Annotated in this window: 17 protein-coding genes and 2 tRNA genes; 16 read left to right on the top strand and 3 right to left on the bottom strand. The window is 52.5% G+C overall.

Going from position 1 to position 18,739, the window contains the following annotated elements; all coding sequences use genetic code 11:
- The first annotated feature begins 199 nt into the window (after positions 1-199).
- The 5 genes from argC (at position 200) to GKC03_07080 (ending at position 5,362) form a co-directional block, all read left to right on the top strand.
- On the top strand, positions 200-1,219 hold the full coding sequence (gene argC, locus GKC03_07100; protein ID NYT12296.1) for an N-acetyl-gamma-glutamyl-phosphate reductase: 1,020 nt from the start codon (positions 200-202) through the stop codon (positions 1,217-1,219).
- A 1-nt stretch (position 1,220) separates the two neighbouring features.
- Positions 1,221-2,447, top strand: coding sequence for a bifunctional ornithine acetyltransferase/N-acetylglutamate synthase (gene argJ, locus GKC03_07095; GenBank protein ID NYT12295.1), 1,227 nt, complete (start codon positions 1,221-1,223; stop codon positions 2,445-2,447).
- 3 nt (positions 2,448-2,450) lie between these two features.
- Positions 2,451-3,329: an acetylglutamate kinase gene (gene argB, locus GKC03_07090; GenBank protein ID NYT12294.1), complete on the top strand. Its 879-nt coding sequence runs from the start codon at positions 2,451-2,453 to the stop codon at positions 3,327-3,329.
- Positions 3,330-3,346: 17 nt separating this feature from the next.
- A complete protein-coding gene (locus GKC03_07085) occupies positions 3,347-4,525 on the top strand; it encodes an acetylornithine/succinylornithine family transaminase (GenBank protein NYT12293.1) in 1,179 nt (392 codons plus the stop codon).
- A gap of 156 nt (positions 4,526-4,681) precedes the next feature.
- The gene (locus GKC03_07080; GenBank protein ID NYT12292.1) at positions 4,682-5,362 is read left to right on the top strand and encodes an ACT domain-containing protein; all 681 of its coding nucleotides are present in this window, start codon (positions 4,682-4,684) and stop codon (positions 5,360-5,362) included.
- 34 nt (positions 5,363-5,396) lie between these two features.
- On the opposite strand, the gene GKC03_07075 is transcribed toward GKC03_07080, so the two are convergent.
- Positions 5,397-5,783: a hypothetical protein gene (locus tag GKC03_07075; protein ID NYT12291.1), complete on the bottom strand. Its 387-nt coding sequence runs from the start codon at positions 5,781-5,783 to the stop codon at positions 5,397-5,399.
- Positions 5,784-6,177: 394 nt separating this feature from the next.
- Here GKC03_07075 and GKC03_07070 point away from each other — a divergent pair, with 394 nt between their 5' ends.
- Positions 6,178-7,512, top strand: coding sequence for an acetyl ornithine aminotransferase family protein (locus GKC03_07070; protein NYT12290.1), 1,335 nt, complete (start codon positions 6,178-6,180; stop codon positions 7,510-7,512).
- A gap of 4 nt (positions 7,513-7,516) precedes the next feature.
- Positions 7,517-7,870, top strand: coding sequence for a cupin domain-containing protein (locus GKC03_07065; protein NYT12289.1), 354 nt, complete (start codon positions 7,517-7,519; stop codon positions 7,868-7,870).
- A gap of 8 nt (positions 7,871-7,878) precedes the next feature.
- Here GKC03_07065 and GKC03_07060 read toward each other — a convergent pair.
- A tRNA-Thr gene (locus GKC03_07060) sits at positions 7,879-7,952 on the bottom strand.
- A 56-nt stretch (positions 7,953-8,008) separates the two neighbouring features.
- Complete coding sequence (locus tag GKC03_07055) at positions 8,009-9,202, bottom strand: DUF362 domain-containing protein (GenBank protein NYT12288.1); 1,194 nt, start codon at positions 9,200-9,202, stop codon at positions 8,009-8,011.
- A gap of 128 nt (positions 9,203-9,330) precedes the next feature.
- On the opposite strand from GKC03_07055, the gene GKC03_07050 reads away from it, so the two are divergent.
- The 9 genes from GKC03_07050 to GKC03_07010 all read left to right on the top strand — a co-directional run.
- Complete coding sequence (locus GKC03_07050) at positions 9,331-10,449, top strand: M42 family metallopeptidase (protein NYT12287.1); 1,119 nt, start codon at positions 9,331-9,333, stop codon at positions 10,447-10,449.
- Between the two features lie 106 nt (positions 10,450-10,555).
- A complete protein-coding gene (locus GKC03_07045; GenBank protein NYT12286.1) occupies positions 10,556-11,353 on the top strand; it encodes a peptidylprolyl isomerase in 798 nt (265 codons plus the stop codon).
- A 34-nt stretch (positions 11,354-11,387) separates the two neighbouring features.
- Positions 11,388-11,462: transfer RNA gene (locus GKC03_07040), tRNA-Arg, on the top strand.
- A gap of 183 nt (positions 11,463-11,645) precedes the next feature.
- The gene (locus GKC03_07035; protein ID NYT12285.1) at positions 11,646-15,608 is read left to right on the top strand and encodes a choice-of-anchor D domain-containing protein; all 3,963 of its coding nucleotides are present in this window, start codon (positions 11,646-11,648) and stop codon (positions 15,606-15,608) included.
- A gap of 242 nt (positions 15,609-15,850) precedes the next feature.
- Positions 15,851-16,447 (top strand): nitroreductase family protein, encoded by a 597-nt coding sequence (locus GKC03_07030; GenBank protein NYT12284.1) that lies wholly within the window; start codon positions 15,851-15,853, stop codon positions 16,445-16,447.
- Between the two features lie 219 nt (positions 16,448-16,666).
- A complete protein-coding gene (locus tag GKC03_07025) occupies positions 16,667-17,500 on the top strand; it encodes a hypothetical protein (GenBank protein NYT12283.1) in 834 nt (277 codons plus the stop codon).
- Positions 17,501-17,586: 86 nt separating this feature from the next.
- A complete protein-coding gene (locus GKC03_07020; protein NYT12282.1) occupies positions 17,587-18,111 on the top strand; it encodes a hypothetical protein in 525 nt (174 codons plus the stop codon).
- A gap of 147 nt (positions 18,112-18,258) precedes the next feature.
- Positions 18,259-18,399: a hypothetical protein gene (locus tag GKC03_07015; protein NYT12281.1), complete on the top strand. Its 141-nt coding sequence runs from the start codon at positions 18,259-18,261 to the stop codon at positions 18,397-18,399.
- A 156-nt stretch (positions 18,400-18,555) separates the two neighbouring features.
- Positions 18,556-18,739: hypothetical protein (locus GKC03_07010; protein ID NYT12280.1), on the top strand; the 184-nt coding region annotated here is incomplete at its 3' end.

Below are 18,739 nucleotides of genomic sequence, written 5' to 3'. Positions count from 1 at the left end.
ACTCCCGCTTGTATATATATTCGTGATGACCCGCAAGCGACATTTGACACATCTATCGTCCTCATTCCGACAAGGCTGACCGATATGTGTGGTACCGTTCCCAGACGAACACCTGGGGAGCATGGTGTCTGAAATATGACATCACTATTAATACTCGAATTCCACAATGCGCAGTTCCTTAGAAGAGAGTGATATCGAGATGATTAAGGTTGGTATAGTCGGAGGATCGGGATACACGGGCGGGGAGACAGCCCGCATGGTCTGCACCCATCCGGAGATGGAGCTAGTGACCATCACCTCGAGGAGGCAGGCCGGTCTGAAGGTCACGAAGGTCCACCCATTCCTTAAGGGCTTCGTCGACATCAGATTCGATGAGAGCTTGAGCGAGAACTCCGACATCGACCTCGCTTTCCTGGCGACGCCCCACGGCGCCTCCATGGATTTCGCACCCCCCCTCCTTGAGAAGGGGATCAAGGTGGTCGATCTTAGCGGCGACTACAGGCTGAAGGCGCCTCGCGACTACCGCCAGTGGTACGGGATCGATCACAGGGACGTTGATAATCTGAAGAAGGCCGTCTACGGGATACCCGAACTCTTCCATGACGCCATAACCTCCGCCGAGCTGGTGGCCAACCCCGGATGCTACCCCACATGCGCAGTGCTGGCCACCGCTCCCCTCTTTTCAGAGGACCTGGTGGAGGGAAAACTTATCATCGACGCGAAGAGCGGCACTTCTGGAGCGGGAATGGAACCTTCTCAGATCACCCACCATCCCACCTGTGCCGCGGGCATAATCCCCTACAAGGTAGGCCAGCATCGTCATACCCCCGAGATAAAGCAGGCCTTGGAGAGCATGGGCAACGGGTCGATCGAGGTAGTCTTCACTCCTCATCTTGTGCCCATCGTGCGTGGAATATTCTCCACTTGCTATGTGACTCTCAAGAATAAGATGGATCACGAATCATTGTATGATGTTTACGAGAAGTTCTACAAGGGCAAGCCTTTCATTCGCGTCAACGGGACACCCAACATCGCCTCGGTCGCTGGATCGAACTTCTGTGAGATCGGTTTCGAGTTCGCAGGAGAGAAGAATGTGGTGGTCATGGCAACGATCGACAACCTCACCAAGGGTGGCGCAGGCCAGGCGGTCCAGAATGCGAACATCATGTTCGGGCTGGACGAGACAACCGGATTGAACTTCCCCGGGCTGGGTGTCTGAGATGAAGGTGATAGATGGGGGTATAACATCCCCCAAGGGGTTTAAGGCCGCTGGCATTGCCTGCGGCATCAAGAAGCACAAGCGCGACTTGGCGCTCATCTACTCCGAGACGGAAGCGACCTGCGCTATCGCGTATACTCAGAACAAGGTGAAGGGCGCACCCCTCAAGGTCATGATAGAGCTTGACCCAAAGAAGCTCCAGGCATTCATAATCAACTCTGGCAATGCCAACACCCTAACCGGAGACAGGGGTGCAAAGGATGCCAGGGACATGGTTTCCCAGACCGCTGCCTCACTCGGTCTCGAAAGGGACCTGGTGGGAGTGGTGTCCACGGGTATCATCGGCCGCTTCCTACCGACGGATAAGATAATCTCGGGCATCAAGGAGATCACTAATGAACTTGATAGCGGCCGCAAGAAGGATGTGGAGGCTGCTCAAGCCATACTGACCACTGACACTGTGATCAAGGAAGCTGCATGCGAGGTGACCCTCGAGGACGGCACCAAGGTGACCATCGGGGGGATGGCCAAGGGTAGCGGGATGATCTCCCCCGCTATGAAGGCACTTCATGCCACCACTCTCAGTTTCATTACCACTGATGCCTGCCTATCACCTGGATTCGACGGGAAATGGCAGGATGTCATGGACTCCAGTTTCAACCAGATCGATGTGGATGGTGATCAGAGCACCAACGACATGTCGGTCATCTTGGCGAACGGCTGCGCCGGGGGCATGAAAGCAGACGAATCGGAAGCCTTCTGGGAGGGGGTGAGGTATGTCGCGAAGCTCCTTGCCAAGCAGGTTGCATTAGATGGAGAGGGTGCCACCAAGCTGATATCCGTGGTCGTTAGGGGTGCGCGGTCGACCGAAGATGCGAGAAAGGCTGCGAAGGCAATAGTGTCCTCCAATCTGGTGAAGACCGCTATTTTCGGCTCCGATCCCAACTACGGACGTATACTGTGTGCTCTGGGCTACTCGGGCGCAGAGATGGTTCCCGAAAGGGTGAACTTAGCCATGGGGGCTAACGGCACCATGATACCCATATACGAGCAGGGCGAACCTCTCATCCAGACCTGCGGGACGGGGGAGGAGCCTCTGAAGGAACTGCTGAAGAAGAAGGAGATCCACATAGTGGTGGACATAGGCCTCGGAAACTCTTTGGCTGAGGCCTGGGGATGTGACCTCTCCTACGAGTACGTGAAGATCAACGCGGAGTACACTACATAGGTGATGAAAGTGAACCTGAACATCATGACCCAGTCATTTCCGCGGATATGGAAGCTCCGTGGGAAGAAGATCCTGATCAAGTTCGGAGGGAACTCCCTCAACGGCAACGGAGACCTGGAGCGCATCTCCAATGACATCGCCCTGCTTGTCTCGCTGGGCCTTAGGCCCATCGTTGTTCATGGGGGTGGTCCGAATATAAGCAAGGAGATGGAAGCTCGCGGACTCGAGGTCAAGAAGGTTGCGGGACTCCGCATCACGGATGACGAGGCCATCAATGTGGTGAAGGACGTTCTCTCGAAGATCAACGACCAAATAGTCGACGCTCTCAAGGCCACAGGCGTCAAGGCCATAGGTATCTCCGGCAGTGAGGGAAAGACAGTCATATGCGAGAAGAAGTCCCCTGTCGAAGTAGAGGAGAACGGTGCTAAATTGAAGGTGGATCTTGGTAATGTGGGGGAGGTTAAGTGCATCGATCCCACCACTGTGTCCGTTCTCTGTGCCAGCGGCTTCGTGCCCGTCATCTATCCCATCTGCGTCGACCCCTCAGGGAGGGAGATGAACGTCAACGCCGACACAGTGGCAGCACATCTGGCGAGGGCGCTGGGCTGCGAGGAGATGGTCCTGGTTACCGATGTCCCCGGAGTGATGAGGGAGATCGGAAACCTGGACACCATCATCACTGACATAACCATTGCCGAGATGGACCATCTCATTGAGGTCGGGATCGTCTCAGGGGGAATGCTTCCCAAGGTAGAGGCATGTCGCCTGGCGATCGAGAACGGTGTGAAGAAGGCACATATGGTGAACGGAAGAGAGCCGAATTCAATACTCAATCAGGTGCTGATGGGCACCAACTGTGGCACTACCGTGACCATCAACTGACCCAACGAGGTATCACAATGAATTTCGATGATGTAGTCAAGCTCGATCAGACCTACCTTTTCCAGAACTACGGTAAGGAGAAGATATGCTTCGACCACGGCGTGGGGGAGTTCCTCTATGACTTGGATGGCAACCTATATCTGGACCTGGTGGCAGGCATTGCCGTGTGCGCACTTGGCCACGGTCATCCCAACATTGCTCAGGCTCTCTGCGATCAATCCAAGCGCCTTTCCCATGTTTCAAACTTATACTACATCAAGGAGCAAGCCCTGTTGGGCGAGACCATCGCCTCGGTGATGCCCGATGGCCTTAGCACCTCCCTCTTCGTGAACAGTGGAGCGGAGGCCAACGAGGCGGCTCTCAAGCTCGCGTTCAAGCAAACTGGACGCAATAAGGCGCTCGCCGCCAAGAACTCGTTCCACGGAAGGACAGCGGGCGCCCTTTCTGCCACTGGCCAAACGAAATACCATGAGGGTTTCGAACCCCTTCTGACAAAGGCGTTCGATTTCTTCGATTACGGTTCAACTGAGCAGCTGAAGGAAATGTTCTCCAACGACACCGCTCTGCTCATACTCGAGTCAGTGCAGGGAGAGGGCGGGATAATTCCTTCGGATCCTCAATTCATGAAGCTGGCTCGGGATCTGTGTGATGATTTCGGCGCGCTTATGATAATGGACGAGGTCCAGACTGGATTCGGTCGCACCGGAAAGATGTTCGGGTTCGAGCACTTTGGTGTGGTTCCAGACATGGTCACCTTGGCAAAGGGGATGGGCGGAGGATTCCCAATAGGAGCGGTTGTCACTTCTAAGGAGATCTCTAAGACCTTCTCCCCTGGATCGCACGGTACTACCTTTGGCGGGAACCCATTGGGATGTGCAGTGGCGAACGCCGTAATATCCACAATCGTCAAAGAGAAGCTAGTCGATCGCTCTAGGAAGCTGGGAGATGAGTGGATGGCGCGCCTCTCTTCTGTGATGAAGGGGAGTGAGATAGTGACCGATGTCAGGGGAAAGGGCTTGATGATCGGTATTGACATGGGGAACGCGGCGAAGCAGTTCTATCGTTTCGCGTTCGCGAACAAGGTTCTTGTAAACGTCTGCGGTGGCAGCGTGGTAAGGCTGGTGCCCTCGCTGGTGATAGAGGAGCAGTCCACCGGGATATTCGACAGGGTGTTCCAGAAATTCTTGTTGGATTGAGTGAACGTTCGCCTTTATCTCTCGATAATCACACTCAGCCAAGAATGAAACTGTGAATTCAAGCAGATCTATCCTTCCAGTATGAATATGAATGGATAAAATGGCCTTCAACCGAATTGAAAATTCTTTAATACTCATATTATTTATCTTCGCACGATGAAGAAGGTATCCCAGAAGGAGAGCACTGCGGAGAAGACCCGCGCGTACATAGATGCTCACCCCTCGATCAAGGACTGCATTTCGAAGGACCTCATTAACTATTCATCCCTTGCCAGGCAGATCCTTAAGGATATGGGCTTGAAGAACGAGGAGGCGGTTATGATAGCCTGTCGCCGCTACGCTGTGAAGCTTGGCAGGCAGGATCACGAGAGTCAGATCCTGAAGATATTGGGAACCAGCCGCCTGGAGATGAAGACCAAGATCTGCATCGTCACGGCCAAGAACGATTGGAGCGTCATTCACCGCCTGGAGGCCATGTTTAAAAAGCTTCTGAACGAGAAAAGCACGATGCAGGTGATCCAGAGCACTCACGCCATCACCATCATCGCGGACGAGAAGCTGAGGGATGAAGTGGTGAACGCGGTGGGGCAGTCAAATGTTCTCAAGACCAGGGAGGACCTTGTCGAGATCGCGGTCAAATCCCCAGAGTCGATCGTGGACACCAGCGGAGTTTTCGCCTACTTGTCGAGCAATCTTGCTGAAGGTGGGATCAATGTGGTCGAGTCTGTCAGCTGTTTCACTGATACAATATTCATAGTCGACGAAGATGATATGATCCAGGCGTACTCCATTCTCAATAAGCTGATAGAGAGTGCAGAGGACATGAAGACTCACTGAATCACGAGAGATATTGTCCTATTGGAAAGAAGAATCAGCGGTACTTCGTGTAACGGTCGAGAAGCCCGCAGATGTCCTCACTGACATTCTTGGTGCATTCTCCCCTTTGCTCAAAGTCCCTAACATACTTCTTGGCATCCCTTATCGATATTCTGGATGCCTTGGCAATCACTTGGGCGATGAAGGATGGTCCCGCAGCCTCATCCATCTGGGATCTTGCTACGACCTCCCTGATATCGTATCTAAAATCACCGAGCCTCCTCATGTTCAACATAGGAGCCTTGGGTTGCCGATTGTCGACCTTTGGCCCTCTTGCCTTCTTATTCGGCCCTCCTCGCCCTGGATTCCCGCCTTTATTACTCTTACGCAAATTGATAACTCCGGCCATCTTTAGTAACTTCTCTAATATAAGTGTTGGCATTGTAATATATTAATATTTATCAAGAATCCAAATAATTTGTCTTTCAATGAAATATTTGATTTTTATTTGACCACTAATTTTTAACATTTGAATGATAGTATTTAATTAGAATTTGACTGATGCCCAGGATGTTCCCAGAACTGTCAGCTCGTCAAGGAGATTATTTGATCGGCCAAGATGGTGGGACAGTTTTTTCAGGCCAAGTAAAATACCCTGCATCGAGGTATTGCGGGGGTGGCAATTACCCTCTTTCATGTCCACGGCCTCTAGATTTGACCATCAAAATTGGATACATCTCCAGAGATGGGATTCATCCTTCAAGTATCCAGAGAAATACACAACCATCATATACGCTTTTCTCAATCCTCTAAACAAGGAGAACAGAGGGATTACTTTGAGCAACGTTCCAGATATCAAGGAGACACCACCCGGCCCCAAGGCCAGGGAGGTCGTTGCCCTGGATTACGCATTCATATCCACATCCACCAAGACATCACCCATAGTGGCCGATAAGGCAAAAGGGTCGATCGTAACGGATGTGGATGGCAACACGTACCTCGACTTTGCATCAGGGATCGCAGTACTCAACACAGGACACTGCCATCCCAAGGTGGTTGAGGCGATCCGCGACCAGGCTGAGAAGCTGATTCACTTCGCAGGCACCGATTTCTACTACAGGCCTCAGGTGGAACTGGCGAGGAAGCTTTGTGAGACAACACCGGGCGATTTCGAGAAGAAGGTCTTCCTAAGCAACTCGGGGGCAGAGTGCGTCGAGGCGGCGATGAAGGTCGCCCGGTGGTCAACGGGTCGGAAGCAGTTCATATCCTTCATCGGGGGCTTCCATGGAAGGACATTCGGCGCCCTTTCTCTGACTGCCAGTAAGCCTGTTCAGAAGAGGGATTTCTTCCCCCTGGTGCCCGGGGTCACTCATATTCCTTACGCCAACTGCTACCGCTGCCCATATCATCTGGAATACCCTTCTTGTGGAGTATGGTGTGCCAAGATACTGGACGAGATATACTTCGAGACATTTCTTCCCCCTGAGGAGGTGGCCGCGATCTTCTGCGAACCGTTGCAGGGCGAGGGCGGGTACATCGTTCCTCCATCGGAGTTCATAAGGATCATCAAGAGAACCGCCGAGAAGCACGGCATTCTTTATGTGGACGATGAAGTACAGGCTGGCATGGGCCGAACCGGGAGGATGTGGGCCATCGATCACCACGGGGTGATTCCGGACGTCTTGTGCACCGCCAAGGCGCTTGGATCCGGTGCCCCGATAGCCGCCACGGTCTACAACAAGCTCTTTGACTTCCAGGTGCAGGGAGCCCATTCCAACACCTATGGGGGAAACCTTCTTGCCTGTAGGGCCGCACTGGCGACATTCGATGTAATCGATGAGGAGGATCTGGTCTATGAAGCCCAGCGCAAAGGGGAGAATCTCAAGAAAATGCTGATGGAGCTCATGGAGAAGCACGATTGCATAGGCGACGTTCGCGGACTCGGATTGATGCTCACCACCGAGTTCGTCAAGGACCGGAACACCAAGGAGTATGCAGTGGACCTCCGCGATAGAGTGGTTGAATTGAGTTACCAAAGAGGGCTAATTCTCCTCCCATGTGGTCGCTCTGGAATAAGATACATACCACCGCTTAACATCGAAGACGAGTATCTTGATACGGCCGTGGAAATACTCGATGAAGCCATAAGGGACGCGGTGAAAGAGCAGTGATGTGATGAGGGAGATACGCTCCAAGGAGATCGATTGGCTTCGTGGATCTGGTTACGAGAAGAAAGTACTCCTGACCGATGATTCAGTAGTACCACCTAGAACAATTCTTCAGCAGGTCCGCTTCGGGAAAGGGGAGAGAGTGCCCCCTCATTATCATGAGGTGCAGACCGAGGCATTCTACTTCCTGCAGGATGGTGCGATAAGCATAGAAGGCGTTAGACACGATATGGGTCCCGGGGACATACTGGTCTGCGAACCAGGTGAGGTCCACGAGACTCCAGAAGTGCAGGATGACTTCTCCATCATCGTGCTGAAGATCAACTTCGAGCATGACGATACCGTGTGGCTTGAGGAGTAGGGAGAAAGAGCCACCAGGGAGATTTGAACTCCCGACCTGCTGATTACAAGTCAGCCGCTCAACCGGGCTAAGCTATGGTGGCCTTGGCCCGTGTATCTGGCAACTAGCATTTATTCTTTTTTCCCCAGTTATTGAGGGTCAATCGCCCTCAAGCTCATCCCCGTAGGCCTCCTCAGCTTCCTTGAGCACATCCTCCCGCCTGTACACCGTCTCCTTGTCGATCATCTCGTAGAACAGTCCCCTTATCACGAAGCTCTGGGGCGGGCAGCCAGGGATGTAAATGCCCTTCTTCCGATTGCGGTGCTGACATCTACCCATGAGAAAGAGATTCTCCTTCGCATCGGGATCGGCCTTCTTTCCCAAAGCGATAAGAACACCCCCGCGGCGCTGCACCTCTTCCAGATCCCCATCCCTTTCCAAGTGATCTAGAGCCGCTCCCAAGGCGTTAGCGCAACCGCTGCAGGGATCGCCCCAGTCAAGCTCGACGCCAGAGAAGCATTGATCCCTCGCCGATACCGGTTTCTTGAAGGCGAGCTTAAAATCTGCATCACCGATCAGATGGGGCCAGTAGGACTCAACACCTACACCAATCCTCTCGGCAAACATAGTGAGATGCCCGATCTCCAAGGGATCCAGCCCCATAGCCCTGGAGCCAGCGATGTCCGCAGCGAAATGGTCCCTGGAAGCGAGGAGAACGCCCGCTTCCTTGGCGGTGCCGTTGATCGGTCCCCGGCCCTCCATTCCGACCGTTCCATCGATGATGTTCAGGTCCGGTCTCACGACCGAGGCTAGATCTGCAAGCGCTCCATCCAGTCCCATGAAGTGGAACTGCCTTTTCCACTTCTTATCCAGCAACCCCTTCAGATTCTTCATCGACAGGGTGACTGAGGTGCATATATGCGTCTTCATCACTGGGATGTTGATGAGGTAATCCGTTTCAAGTGGAGTTCTCGCTACCTTTATCCTCTCGAAGACACGGGGAGAATCCACCTCGAGATGGACACGCTTATCTTTATTCAGGTCAACGAGTTCCAGGCCGAACTCTTCGGCCAACCTCATGAATCCAATCCTCTCCATGTTTTCCAGAGTGTCCTGACCGACAATGGTGCCGTCCGCCAGAGTGATGTCATGGATTCCGTTCTCATTCAGCCACTGGACAACGGCTCTAACCACCCAGGGGCACGTCGTGGCCCCGGTGGTCCAGTCCTTATCGCAGCAGATGTTGGGCTTGATCATCGCCTTCTTCTTCCCTTGAAGATCGCTGGAGGCGTCGATCAAATCTAGAACCCTTCTTACCGAGTTCCCAATCGATTCCTCCGAATCGGGATCCATAATCCTGGTGACGGCTACGGTATCGGGATCGATGGGCGCACCTCCTCCATTTTACTATTACGGGCCGATATGTTTAACTTTGCATCCTAAATAGAGGTATCTGCGTTCAATCGCTAGGAGTGTTCGAAATGAAGAAGGACTCATTGAAGTTCCTGGAGGACCTGTGCAATGCCCATGGCCCATCTGGGTTCGAGCGGGAGGCCACCACCCTCATGAAAGGATACGTGGACCGATGGGCGGATACAGTTTACAACGACAAGATCGGCTCTCTAGTGTTCGAAAAAAACGGAGAGGACGAAGCACCTGTGATACTGGTACCCGGTCACATCGATGAGATCGGATTCATTGTCACAGGCATCAACGATACAGGATTTTTGAACTTCTACGGCCTGGGAGGATGGTTCAATCAAGCCCTTCTGGGACAGAAGGTATGGGTTCTCACAAACAAGGGAAAGGTCCAGGGGATCATTGCGGCCAAGCCACCCCACGTAATGGAGAGAGAGGAGAGGGACAAGGTCGTGACCATGGACAAGATGTTCATTGATATCGGAGCCGCGAATGCCGACGAGGCCAAGGAGATGGGCGCGCGCATCGGTGATGCTGCTGTACCAGATTCCTCATTCAACCTGAGCAAGAAGGCCAGGTTCAAGGACGGCAAGAAGGTGGACGAGCGAACCCTCGCTTTCGGCAAGGCCTTCGACGACCGCATCGGGGCATTCCTAGCCGCCGAGCTTATCCGAACGCTGAAAGAGAAGAAGATCAAGCACCCCAACAAGATCATCGGCGCTGCAACTGTCCAGGAGGAGGTCGGCCTTAGAGGTGCCAGAACGGTCGCTAACATGGTCAAGCCCGATGTCGCTCTGGTGCTAGATGTCGACATCGCCGGAGATGTTCCCGGCATAAGGCCGGAGCAGGCCCCAGCCAAAATGGGCGATGGTGTCGCAATCACCGTCTTCGACACATCCATGATACCCAACCAGCCGCTGAAGGAGTTGGCGATCGATATCTGCGAGCAGAATAAGATCCCCTACCAGCTCGCGCAGGTCACTGGTGGCGGTACCGATGCGGGCATAATACACATCTCGAATGTAGGATGCCCCAGCCTGGTTATGGGTGTCGCGACCCGGCACATCCACTCACATGTAGGTATAATCGATATGAAGGACGTTGAGAGTAATCTCAGGCTGCTCGTGGAGCTGGTCAAGGTCCTGGACAAGGAAACGGTTGAGGGACTGGTCAAGGTGTAGGTCCTTAGTAATCACCAAAAAATATAATAGGGACCAATTGATGACACCAAATCGTTTCCCAGAATAATCAAGTTTGGTGAATTTCATGTCTGATGAGGCTGTCAAGATCACAAAGGGAGATGTTATCCGTCTGGATTACGACGCGTGGATAGAGGACACAGAGGAAATGTTCGATACCACCAGTGATGATAAGGCCAGAGAGAACGACATCTTCAACGAGAATGCCAACTACGCCCCCATTTCCATTCTGGTCGGAGCCGGCAGGGTCTTCGAGGGACTTGACGAGGCTCTCGATGGTGCCGAGGTCGGCGTGGAGCAGGAGGTCAGTATCCCACCAGAGAAGGCCGCCGGTCAGAGGGATCCAAAGCTCGTTGAGCTGCACCCCCTCAGAGAGTTCCACAGGCAGGACATCGATCCCAGGATTGGCATGGAGGTCAACATAAAGAACCGGATAGGCACCATCGTGGCCGTGACCGCAGGTAGGGTTAGGGTGGATTTCAACCGACCCCTGGCCGGCAGCACGTTGAAGTACAAGTTCACAGTGGTCGAGAAGCTGGAGACCAGCGAGGACAAGGTCAAAGGTATCCTAGAGATGGATTATGGCTCCAGCGATGGTTTTGAGGTTGTAATCGAGGATGATGTCTACAACATCACTATGCCTGATGTCTGCAAGTACGATCAGAAGTGGACGATGGCAAAGTACCGTGTGGTCGCTGACCTCAGGGAAGCTTTCGGAAACGTCGAGGTAAGGTTCATTGAGGCCTACCCCAAGCACGAGGAGGAAGCCCCCGAGGAGGAGAAAACCGAGGAAGAGCTTGAGCCAGAGGAGATACCTCCGGAGGAGCATGAACCCGAGGCCAAATCCGAGGAAGCGACCGAAGAGTCCGATGAGGACTCTGAGTAAACCCTTTTTACAACTTCCCCTTTTATACAAACAAGGGCGTGTGGCCTAGTCTGGATATGGCAGCAGCCTCCTAAGCTGCGGATCAGGGGTTCGAATCCCTTCACGCCCGCTCTCATCCTCATCCAGATGTTGATATTTTTCTTCTGTCAGCTGGGATGGACGAGAATTAAGCTAGCTTCTTACTCGCTCGTTTTCGTTCTCCCAAAGTTATTTTACCTTTCGAGAACCTAAATTAAGTTCTTGAGATTCAATTGATTTATCAATTGATAATTAAGAATGGGGGGATCGAGAATTGAATAAGAGTACCGTTGAGGTTCTACTTCTTACTATCATATTGCTGATTGCCATACCTCAAGTCACAACTGCTTCGGAATCGGATTTATCGGATCCAGTTCTCGCATACTCCCCCACCTCCCTCGACTTCGGTACTGTAGCCATTGGATACATTGGTAGCCAGACGTTCGAGATATGGAACGATGGGGGAGGTACCCTCGATTACACCATTGCCGCGGGCTGCGGCTGGAGAACAGTTTCTCCGATGAGCGGCACATCAACCGGAGAACATGACACCATCACGGTCACCGTCAATACAGGCGGGCTCTCCGGCGGTACCTACAGCTGCACCATCTCCATCAGTTCCAACGGCGGTTCTGGGTCTGTGAGTGTCCACGTCATCGTATTGAAACCGATTCTTTCTTACTCCCCCACCTCCCTCGACTTCGGTTCTGTAGCTCTAGGATACACGGGCAGTAAGACGTTCGAAATGTGGAATTCGGGCGAGGGAACTCTCGAGTACTCGATCAGCGAGAGCTGCTCCTGGATCACCAGCGTCTCTCCATCGACCGGCACTTCAACCGGAGAACATGACACCATCACGGTCAGCATTGATACCAGCGGGCTCTCCGGCGGATCCTACAACTACGCCATCCCCCTCAATTCCAACGGCGGTTCTGGAACCGTGAGTACCTTCGTAACCGTTCAATCGGAACCTGATCTTTCATACTCCCCCACCTCTCTCGACTTCGGTACCGTAGCCATAGGATACACGGGTAGCAAGACATTCGAGGTATGGAATTCGGGTGATGAAACTCTCGAGTACTCGATCAGCGAGAGCTGCTCCTGGATCACCAGCGTCTCTCCATCGAACGGCACTTCAACCGGGGAACATGACACCATCACGGTCAGCATTGATACAGGTGGGCTTTCCAGCGGATCCTACAACTACGCCATCCCCCTCAATTCCAACGGCGGTTCTGGAACCGTGAATGTCTATGTAATCTCCGCGGGGCCACCTCTTGCCCCCCAGAACCCACAGGTTTCGCCAGGAGATGGGTACGTCAACCTCACCTGGGATGCTCCAAGCGATGATGGTGGAAGTCCGGTAACAGGCTACAAGGTGTACAGAGGAACAAGCCCGGGAGGAGAGGTCCTTTTAGTAACCATCGGTGACCTGCTGTTCTACAACGACACAGCGGTTACAAATGGACAAATCTACTATTACTTGGTCAGTGCGGTGAACTCGGTGGGCGAGGGTCCAAACTCGAGCGAAATATTCGCCACACCTAGCTCGAGTGCCACTGTCCCCACGGCACCCCAGGACCTCGAGGCCGAGAGAGGCAATGCCCAGGTGACCCTGAGCTGGTCGGTCCCGGCCAGCGATGGCGGGGCGACCATCACCAATTACAGTATCTACCGGGGCGATTCTTCTGGTTCGGAGACCCTCCTTACGCAAATTGGAACGGCGCTCACATATGTGGACACCGGGCTCACAAATGGACTGACATACTACTACAAGGTAAGTGCCGTCAACTCGGTGGGCGAAGGTCCTCTATCAAACGAGGCATATACAACACCGGCCACTACCCCTACCGTCCCACAGAATCTGCAGACGGTAGCCAGCAACGGCAGCATCGAGTTGACATGGTTCGCACCAACCGACGATGGCGGCTCAGAGATCATCAATTACAGCATCTATCGCGGGGCGTCTTCTGGCACAGAGACATATATCGATCAGGTAGGGGCTGTCCTCAGCTACACCGACACTGGACTTACCAACGGCGTCACCTACTACTACCAGGTAAGTGCCGTCAACGCCATCGGGGAGAGCTATCTATCGGATGAGGTATCAGACACTCCCACGGGTGTCCCCTCCGCTCCCCAGAACCCACAGGTTTCGCCAGGAGATGGGTACGTCAACCTCACCTGGGTTGCTCCAAGCGATGATGGTGGAAGCGCAGTAATCGGTTACGAGGTCTATCGGGGAACGATCTCCGGAGGAGAGGTCCACTTGGCAACTATCGGTGACCTGCTGTTCTACAACGATACCGCAGTCACCAACGACCAGATTTACTACTACAAGATGAGCGCGGTGAACTCGGTGGGCGAAGGTCCCAATTCCACGGAGGTATATGCTACACCCAGTTCCGTCGCTGCAGTTCCCACGGCACCCCAGGACCTCGAGGCCGAGAGAGGCAATACCCAGGTGACCCTGAGCTGGTCGGTCCCGGCCAGCGATGGCGGGGCGACCATCACCAACTACAAGATCTATCGCGGCACCGCATCTGGTGAAGAGATCCTGTTGACCTCTATTGGAGACCTACTCACCTTCGTCGACGAAGGTCTCAGCAACGGTCAGATATACTACTACAAGGTGAGCGCGGTGAACTCAGTAGGAGAAGGACCACTCTCCAACGAGGCGTCGGCCATTCCTGCAACGGTTCCCACCGCTCCCCAGAACCCACAGGTTTCGCCAGGAGATGGGTACGTCAACCTCACCTGGGATGCTCCAAGCGATGATGGTGGAAGTCCGGTAACAGGCTACAAGGTGTACAGAGGAACAAGCCCGGGAGGAGAGGTCCACTTGGCAACTATCGGTGACATGCTGTTCTACAACAATACCGCAGTCACCAACGACCAAATTTACTATTACTTGGTCAGTGCGGTGAACTCGGTGGGCGAGGGTCCCAACTCAAGCGAAGTATCCGCCACACCTAGCTCGAGTCCCACTGTCCCCACGGCACCCCAGGACCTCGAGGCCGAGAGAGGAGACGGCCAGATTACCCTCACATGGACAGCCCCATCCAACAACGGAGGGGCCACCATCACCGGCTACTTGGTGTACAGAGGAACGAGCTCGGGGGAAAAGACCCTTCTGGCATCGCTTGACAACCTGCTTACTTATACCGATCATTCAGTAGCCAATGGCCAGATCTATTACTACCAGGCAAGCGCGGTCAACTCAGTGGGCGAAGGTCCTCTATCAAACGAGGCATCGGCCATCCCTGCCACCACACCATCTGCCCCACAGAACCTGCAAGCTGGCTCAGGCGACACCTTCGTCAACCTCACCTGGGAAGCCCCCTCAGATGACGGCGGTGAAGCCATCACCAACTATAGCATATACAGGGGTACCTCCCCTGGATCTGAGACCTATCTCACCACAATTGGCAACGTACTCGCCTTCACCGATACCGATCTAATCAACGGGCAGACCTATTATTACCAGGTGTATGCCGTCAACAATGTCGGCGAGGGAGACGGATCCGAGATCGTCAATGCAACACCCGCTACAATCCCCTCCGCTCCTCAAGATCCACAGGCTGAAGCGGGAGACTCCTATGTTCTTATTACCTGGTCGGCTCCTTCAGATGACGGAGGCTCGGGAATCGAGGGATACAATATCTATCGGAACTCAACCGAAACCTCGGTCGAGCTCTTGTCCTTCGTCGAGACACTCAGTTATAACGATACCAGCGTGACCAACGGAATCACCTATTACTATCAGGTCAGTGCCATCAACTCGATCGGGGAGGGACCGGTCTCCAGTACGGTCAATGCCACACCTGAAGCTGCAATCATTTCAACTGCACCATCAGCACCCCAGGATCCTCAGAGTTCTTCAGGTGATGAGTATATCCTGATCACTTGGACAGCTCCCTCTGATGACGGCGGTAGTGCCGTCACCTCGTACAACATCTACCGCGGAATTGATCCCGACAACCTGAGCTTCCTTGCAAGCGTGACTGCCACGGAGACATCGTACAACGACACTTCCGTAGAGAGCGGACAGACATATTGCTACAGGATCACGGCTGCCAATGATCAGGGCGAGAGCTCACAATCCCCCATGGTGGTTGACACACCAGAGGCTGAGGAGGGGGGAGATACAAGCGACAGCACCATTTACATCTTCCTTGGGATCATAGGGGTCGTTGCGGTGATAGCGATAGTAGGATTCGTACTCAGAAGGAGGTGAGGATGGCTCATTTCCTGAGTTCGAACTGTCAACTCTGATATCTCGATATTCGAGTTCATTCAAATATGGCCAGTAATTCAAAGGTTATGAAGTTCTGATAGCATCCAATGGTGAGCAAGAAAGAGATACAGGCCTATATCTTCGACATCCGAAGGTTCGATACCAAGCGGAACGCTAACGGTAACAAGCGTTAAGTAAGGCGGGTACCAAATACAAAGAAAATTGAACTAGGAGGATTTTCCATGTCGAACCCGGTAATTGAAGCCATAAGCAGTAGAAGGTCTGTCAGGGCCTATAAACCAAAATCAATTCCGAGGGATATCATGAACGCGATCATCGAGGCTGGCAATCAGGCACCTTCAACCTATCCTTTTCAGCCCTGGCGGTTTGTCGTTGTCGAGGACCCAGAGTTCAAGAAGAAACTCGTTGAGACCACGCTTCCATTCTGGAAGAATTCCTTCGATGGCATGAAAGACGATCCTGTGTTCTCGGGATATTACATGAAAGCGAAGGCCTTCTATGATGCGACCGACGAACCCAAGGACATGGTGTATTATTCCGCACCAATCATTCTCTTCGTCATAGGTCCATCTAGAAACGCTGTGAGCTGCGCGCTTGCCTGCGAGAACATCATGATAGCCGCACAATCCTTCGGCCTCGGAAGCTGCTATGTGGGTTTCGGCTCGCTGGTCAAGGGAAATGCAGAGATCGTGGAAGCTCTCGAGTTGACAGAGGAGGAAAGCATCTACGGGCCCATCGTTCTCGGTTATCCGAAGGACCTCCCCGAAGAGCGGGCGATGCGGACTGAGAAGAAAGATCCAACGGTCAAATGGATATGAGGGCAATATTGATTGGTGGTCAATTCAGCTCGATCCCTTTCTGGATTCATATCCATTTACCATTGAAAGGATAGAATTGGATGGTCATTCAAACTTCATTTCAATCAATGAAATCTATAATGTCTTCCTATTCAGTCACATTTCCAATTATCATATTCATAAAAAATATAAACACCATATTAGTGCTGGATCGTATCGAGAAGGACCAGGGTGATTCTTGTGGTAGACATTGTGCAAGAATTAGAAAACATGCTGGAAGCTATAATCGATGCGATCCCGGCCATCATCCTGGCGATTATCATACTGGTGATCGGCTATGTGGTCGGCACTTACGTCGGCAAGGGGATAAGCAGTCTGGTTAGAAGGATTGGAATCGAACAGACATACGACCAGAGCACGATCGGGAGGTCCCTCAAGAATTCGGGCTTGGACTTCTCAGGTCTCATCGGAGGGACCGTTAAGGCCTTCATAATAATCATCGCGATCGTCCTGGCGATACAGGTCTTGAATGTTGGTGGGACCGTCGGGGACTATCTGGCCCAAATAGCGGACTATCTCCCCCGGCTGCTCGCTGGAATTCTGATACTCATACTGGGTTCGGTGTTCGTAGATTTCCTAGCAACTTTCATCGGCAAGATAATCCGCCCGATGTTCCCGGAGGAAAAGGTGGAGATTGCCGATATGCTGAAGAACCTCCTGCTGATAGGTCTGCTCGCATTCATACTGTTCCTGGCACTCGACACTCTGCTACTTAGCGGTGGTCTCATCTACCCATTGATCCTGGGTTTCGTGATAATCGCTGCCGGCATCCTGTTGACCGACGCTCTGATAAAATCGGTGGCGGACGATCATCCCGAGTTCAGGGATGTTGCTGGGTATGCCAAGTTCGTGCTCTACTCCATCTTCCTGATCATCGGTGCGGGCGCGATCTTCGCCACTTTCAGCGGAGTGACAGACATAATTGCCAACATCTCCTGGGCGTTCGCGGTTGCCCTTGCAATACTGCTTATACCACTGGCATATTCAATGACCAAGAAGATGTCGAAGGCATAAACAACTCCTTTCCCCCTTTTTATTTTCTTTATTAAAATTATGTATTTTAAAAAAATAATTTATATTTATAACTTCATAAGAATTTCATGAAGAAGGTCCTGATGGTGGTCATAGCCTTTGCTCTGGTAGCGGTTCCCCTCACAGGATGTTTGGGAGATGACAGTACAGCCTCCCTCCAGGAGATCGCCATTACCGAGAGCGATCTCCCTGAAGGTTGGGAATTCCTTGTCGATTTCTACTATAATCAGACCGAGGTTGGCCCAGAATTCGTTATGGAGGACGGGGTCGATGCATACATCAAATACTTCAAATATGGGAATTCAACGAGAATAGTTATCCAGCTCCTTCGATTCGAGACGCCCGATGCGGCGAGTTCTCATTTTAATAAGTATCATGACGAACTTGCCAATTCGACCTATCAACAGATCATTTCGGATGATGTGAACATAGGTGATGAGTGCTTCCTGCTTGATGACGGTGGAAGTGTGGGGTACATTCTGCGCGTAGGGAACATACTGGCAGGAGTTGGGTTTGAAGAACCTCCGATAGGGGCGCTGGACGAAGCTACTCTGGAGAACCTGGCAGAGATACAGGCATCCAGAATGGCCTAATGAGACGCCAATTCGGAGAATTCTTAGGACATCTCCAATAGGATGTTCAAAAGGGGGTTTCATCCCCCCACACCAATTTCTCAGGAAGCATGTTATCGCATTTATCCAATGCAGCTTCCAATCAATCCCGATGATGAAGGGAAATAGATGAGTTCGAAAAGGACACTCGCCGCGCACACATTCGGTCCCGTTAGTTGTTTCGTGGGCTTCGGCTCGCTTGTGAAAGGCAACCCTAAGGTGGTGGAAGCGCTGGAACTGACAGATGAGGAGCAGATAATCGGACAATAGTTCTTGGGTATCCGAATGACCTTCCTCAGGAGCGTGCGCTGAGGCCGGATAAGAAAGACCCAATAATCGAGTGGATCCCGCAATCAGATTCTATCTCCAAACTCATAACCCAAGGTTTATTATTCACAGGTGTCTATTCATTCTTGGGGGAAGCAAGTGGAACGATCGAAGCGTGGAGGGTCTAAGGCCAAGCCTTCCATAAGCAGGCTTCTCATTGTTCTCATACTTATAATCATAATCGCTCCTATCATCGCCTCCTTCCTGTTCCTTTATTATCTTCCTTTGAACGATGTGGAAGTGACCGCGGATGAGAGCTATCCTCTCACAGAACAGGAGGGAT

The organism is Methanomassiliicoccales archaeon (genome assembly GCA_013415695.1).
Taxonomy (GTDB): Archaea; Thermoplasmatota; Thermoplasmata; order Methanomassiliicoccales; family JAAEEP01; genus JAAEEP01.
This window is presented reverse-complemented; position numbering and strand designations above follow the sequence as displayed.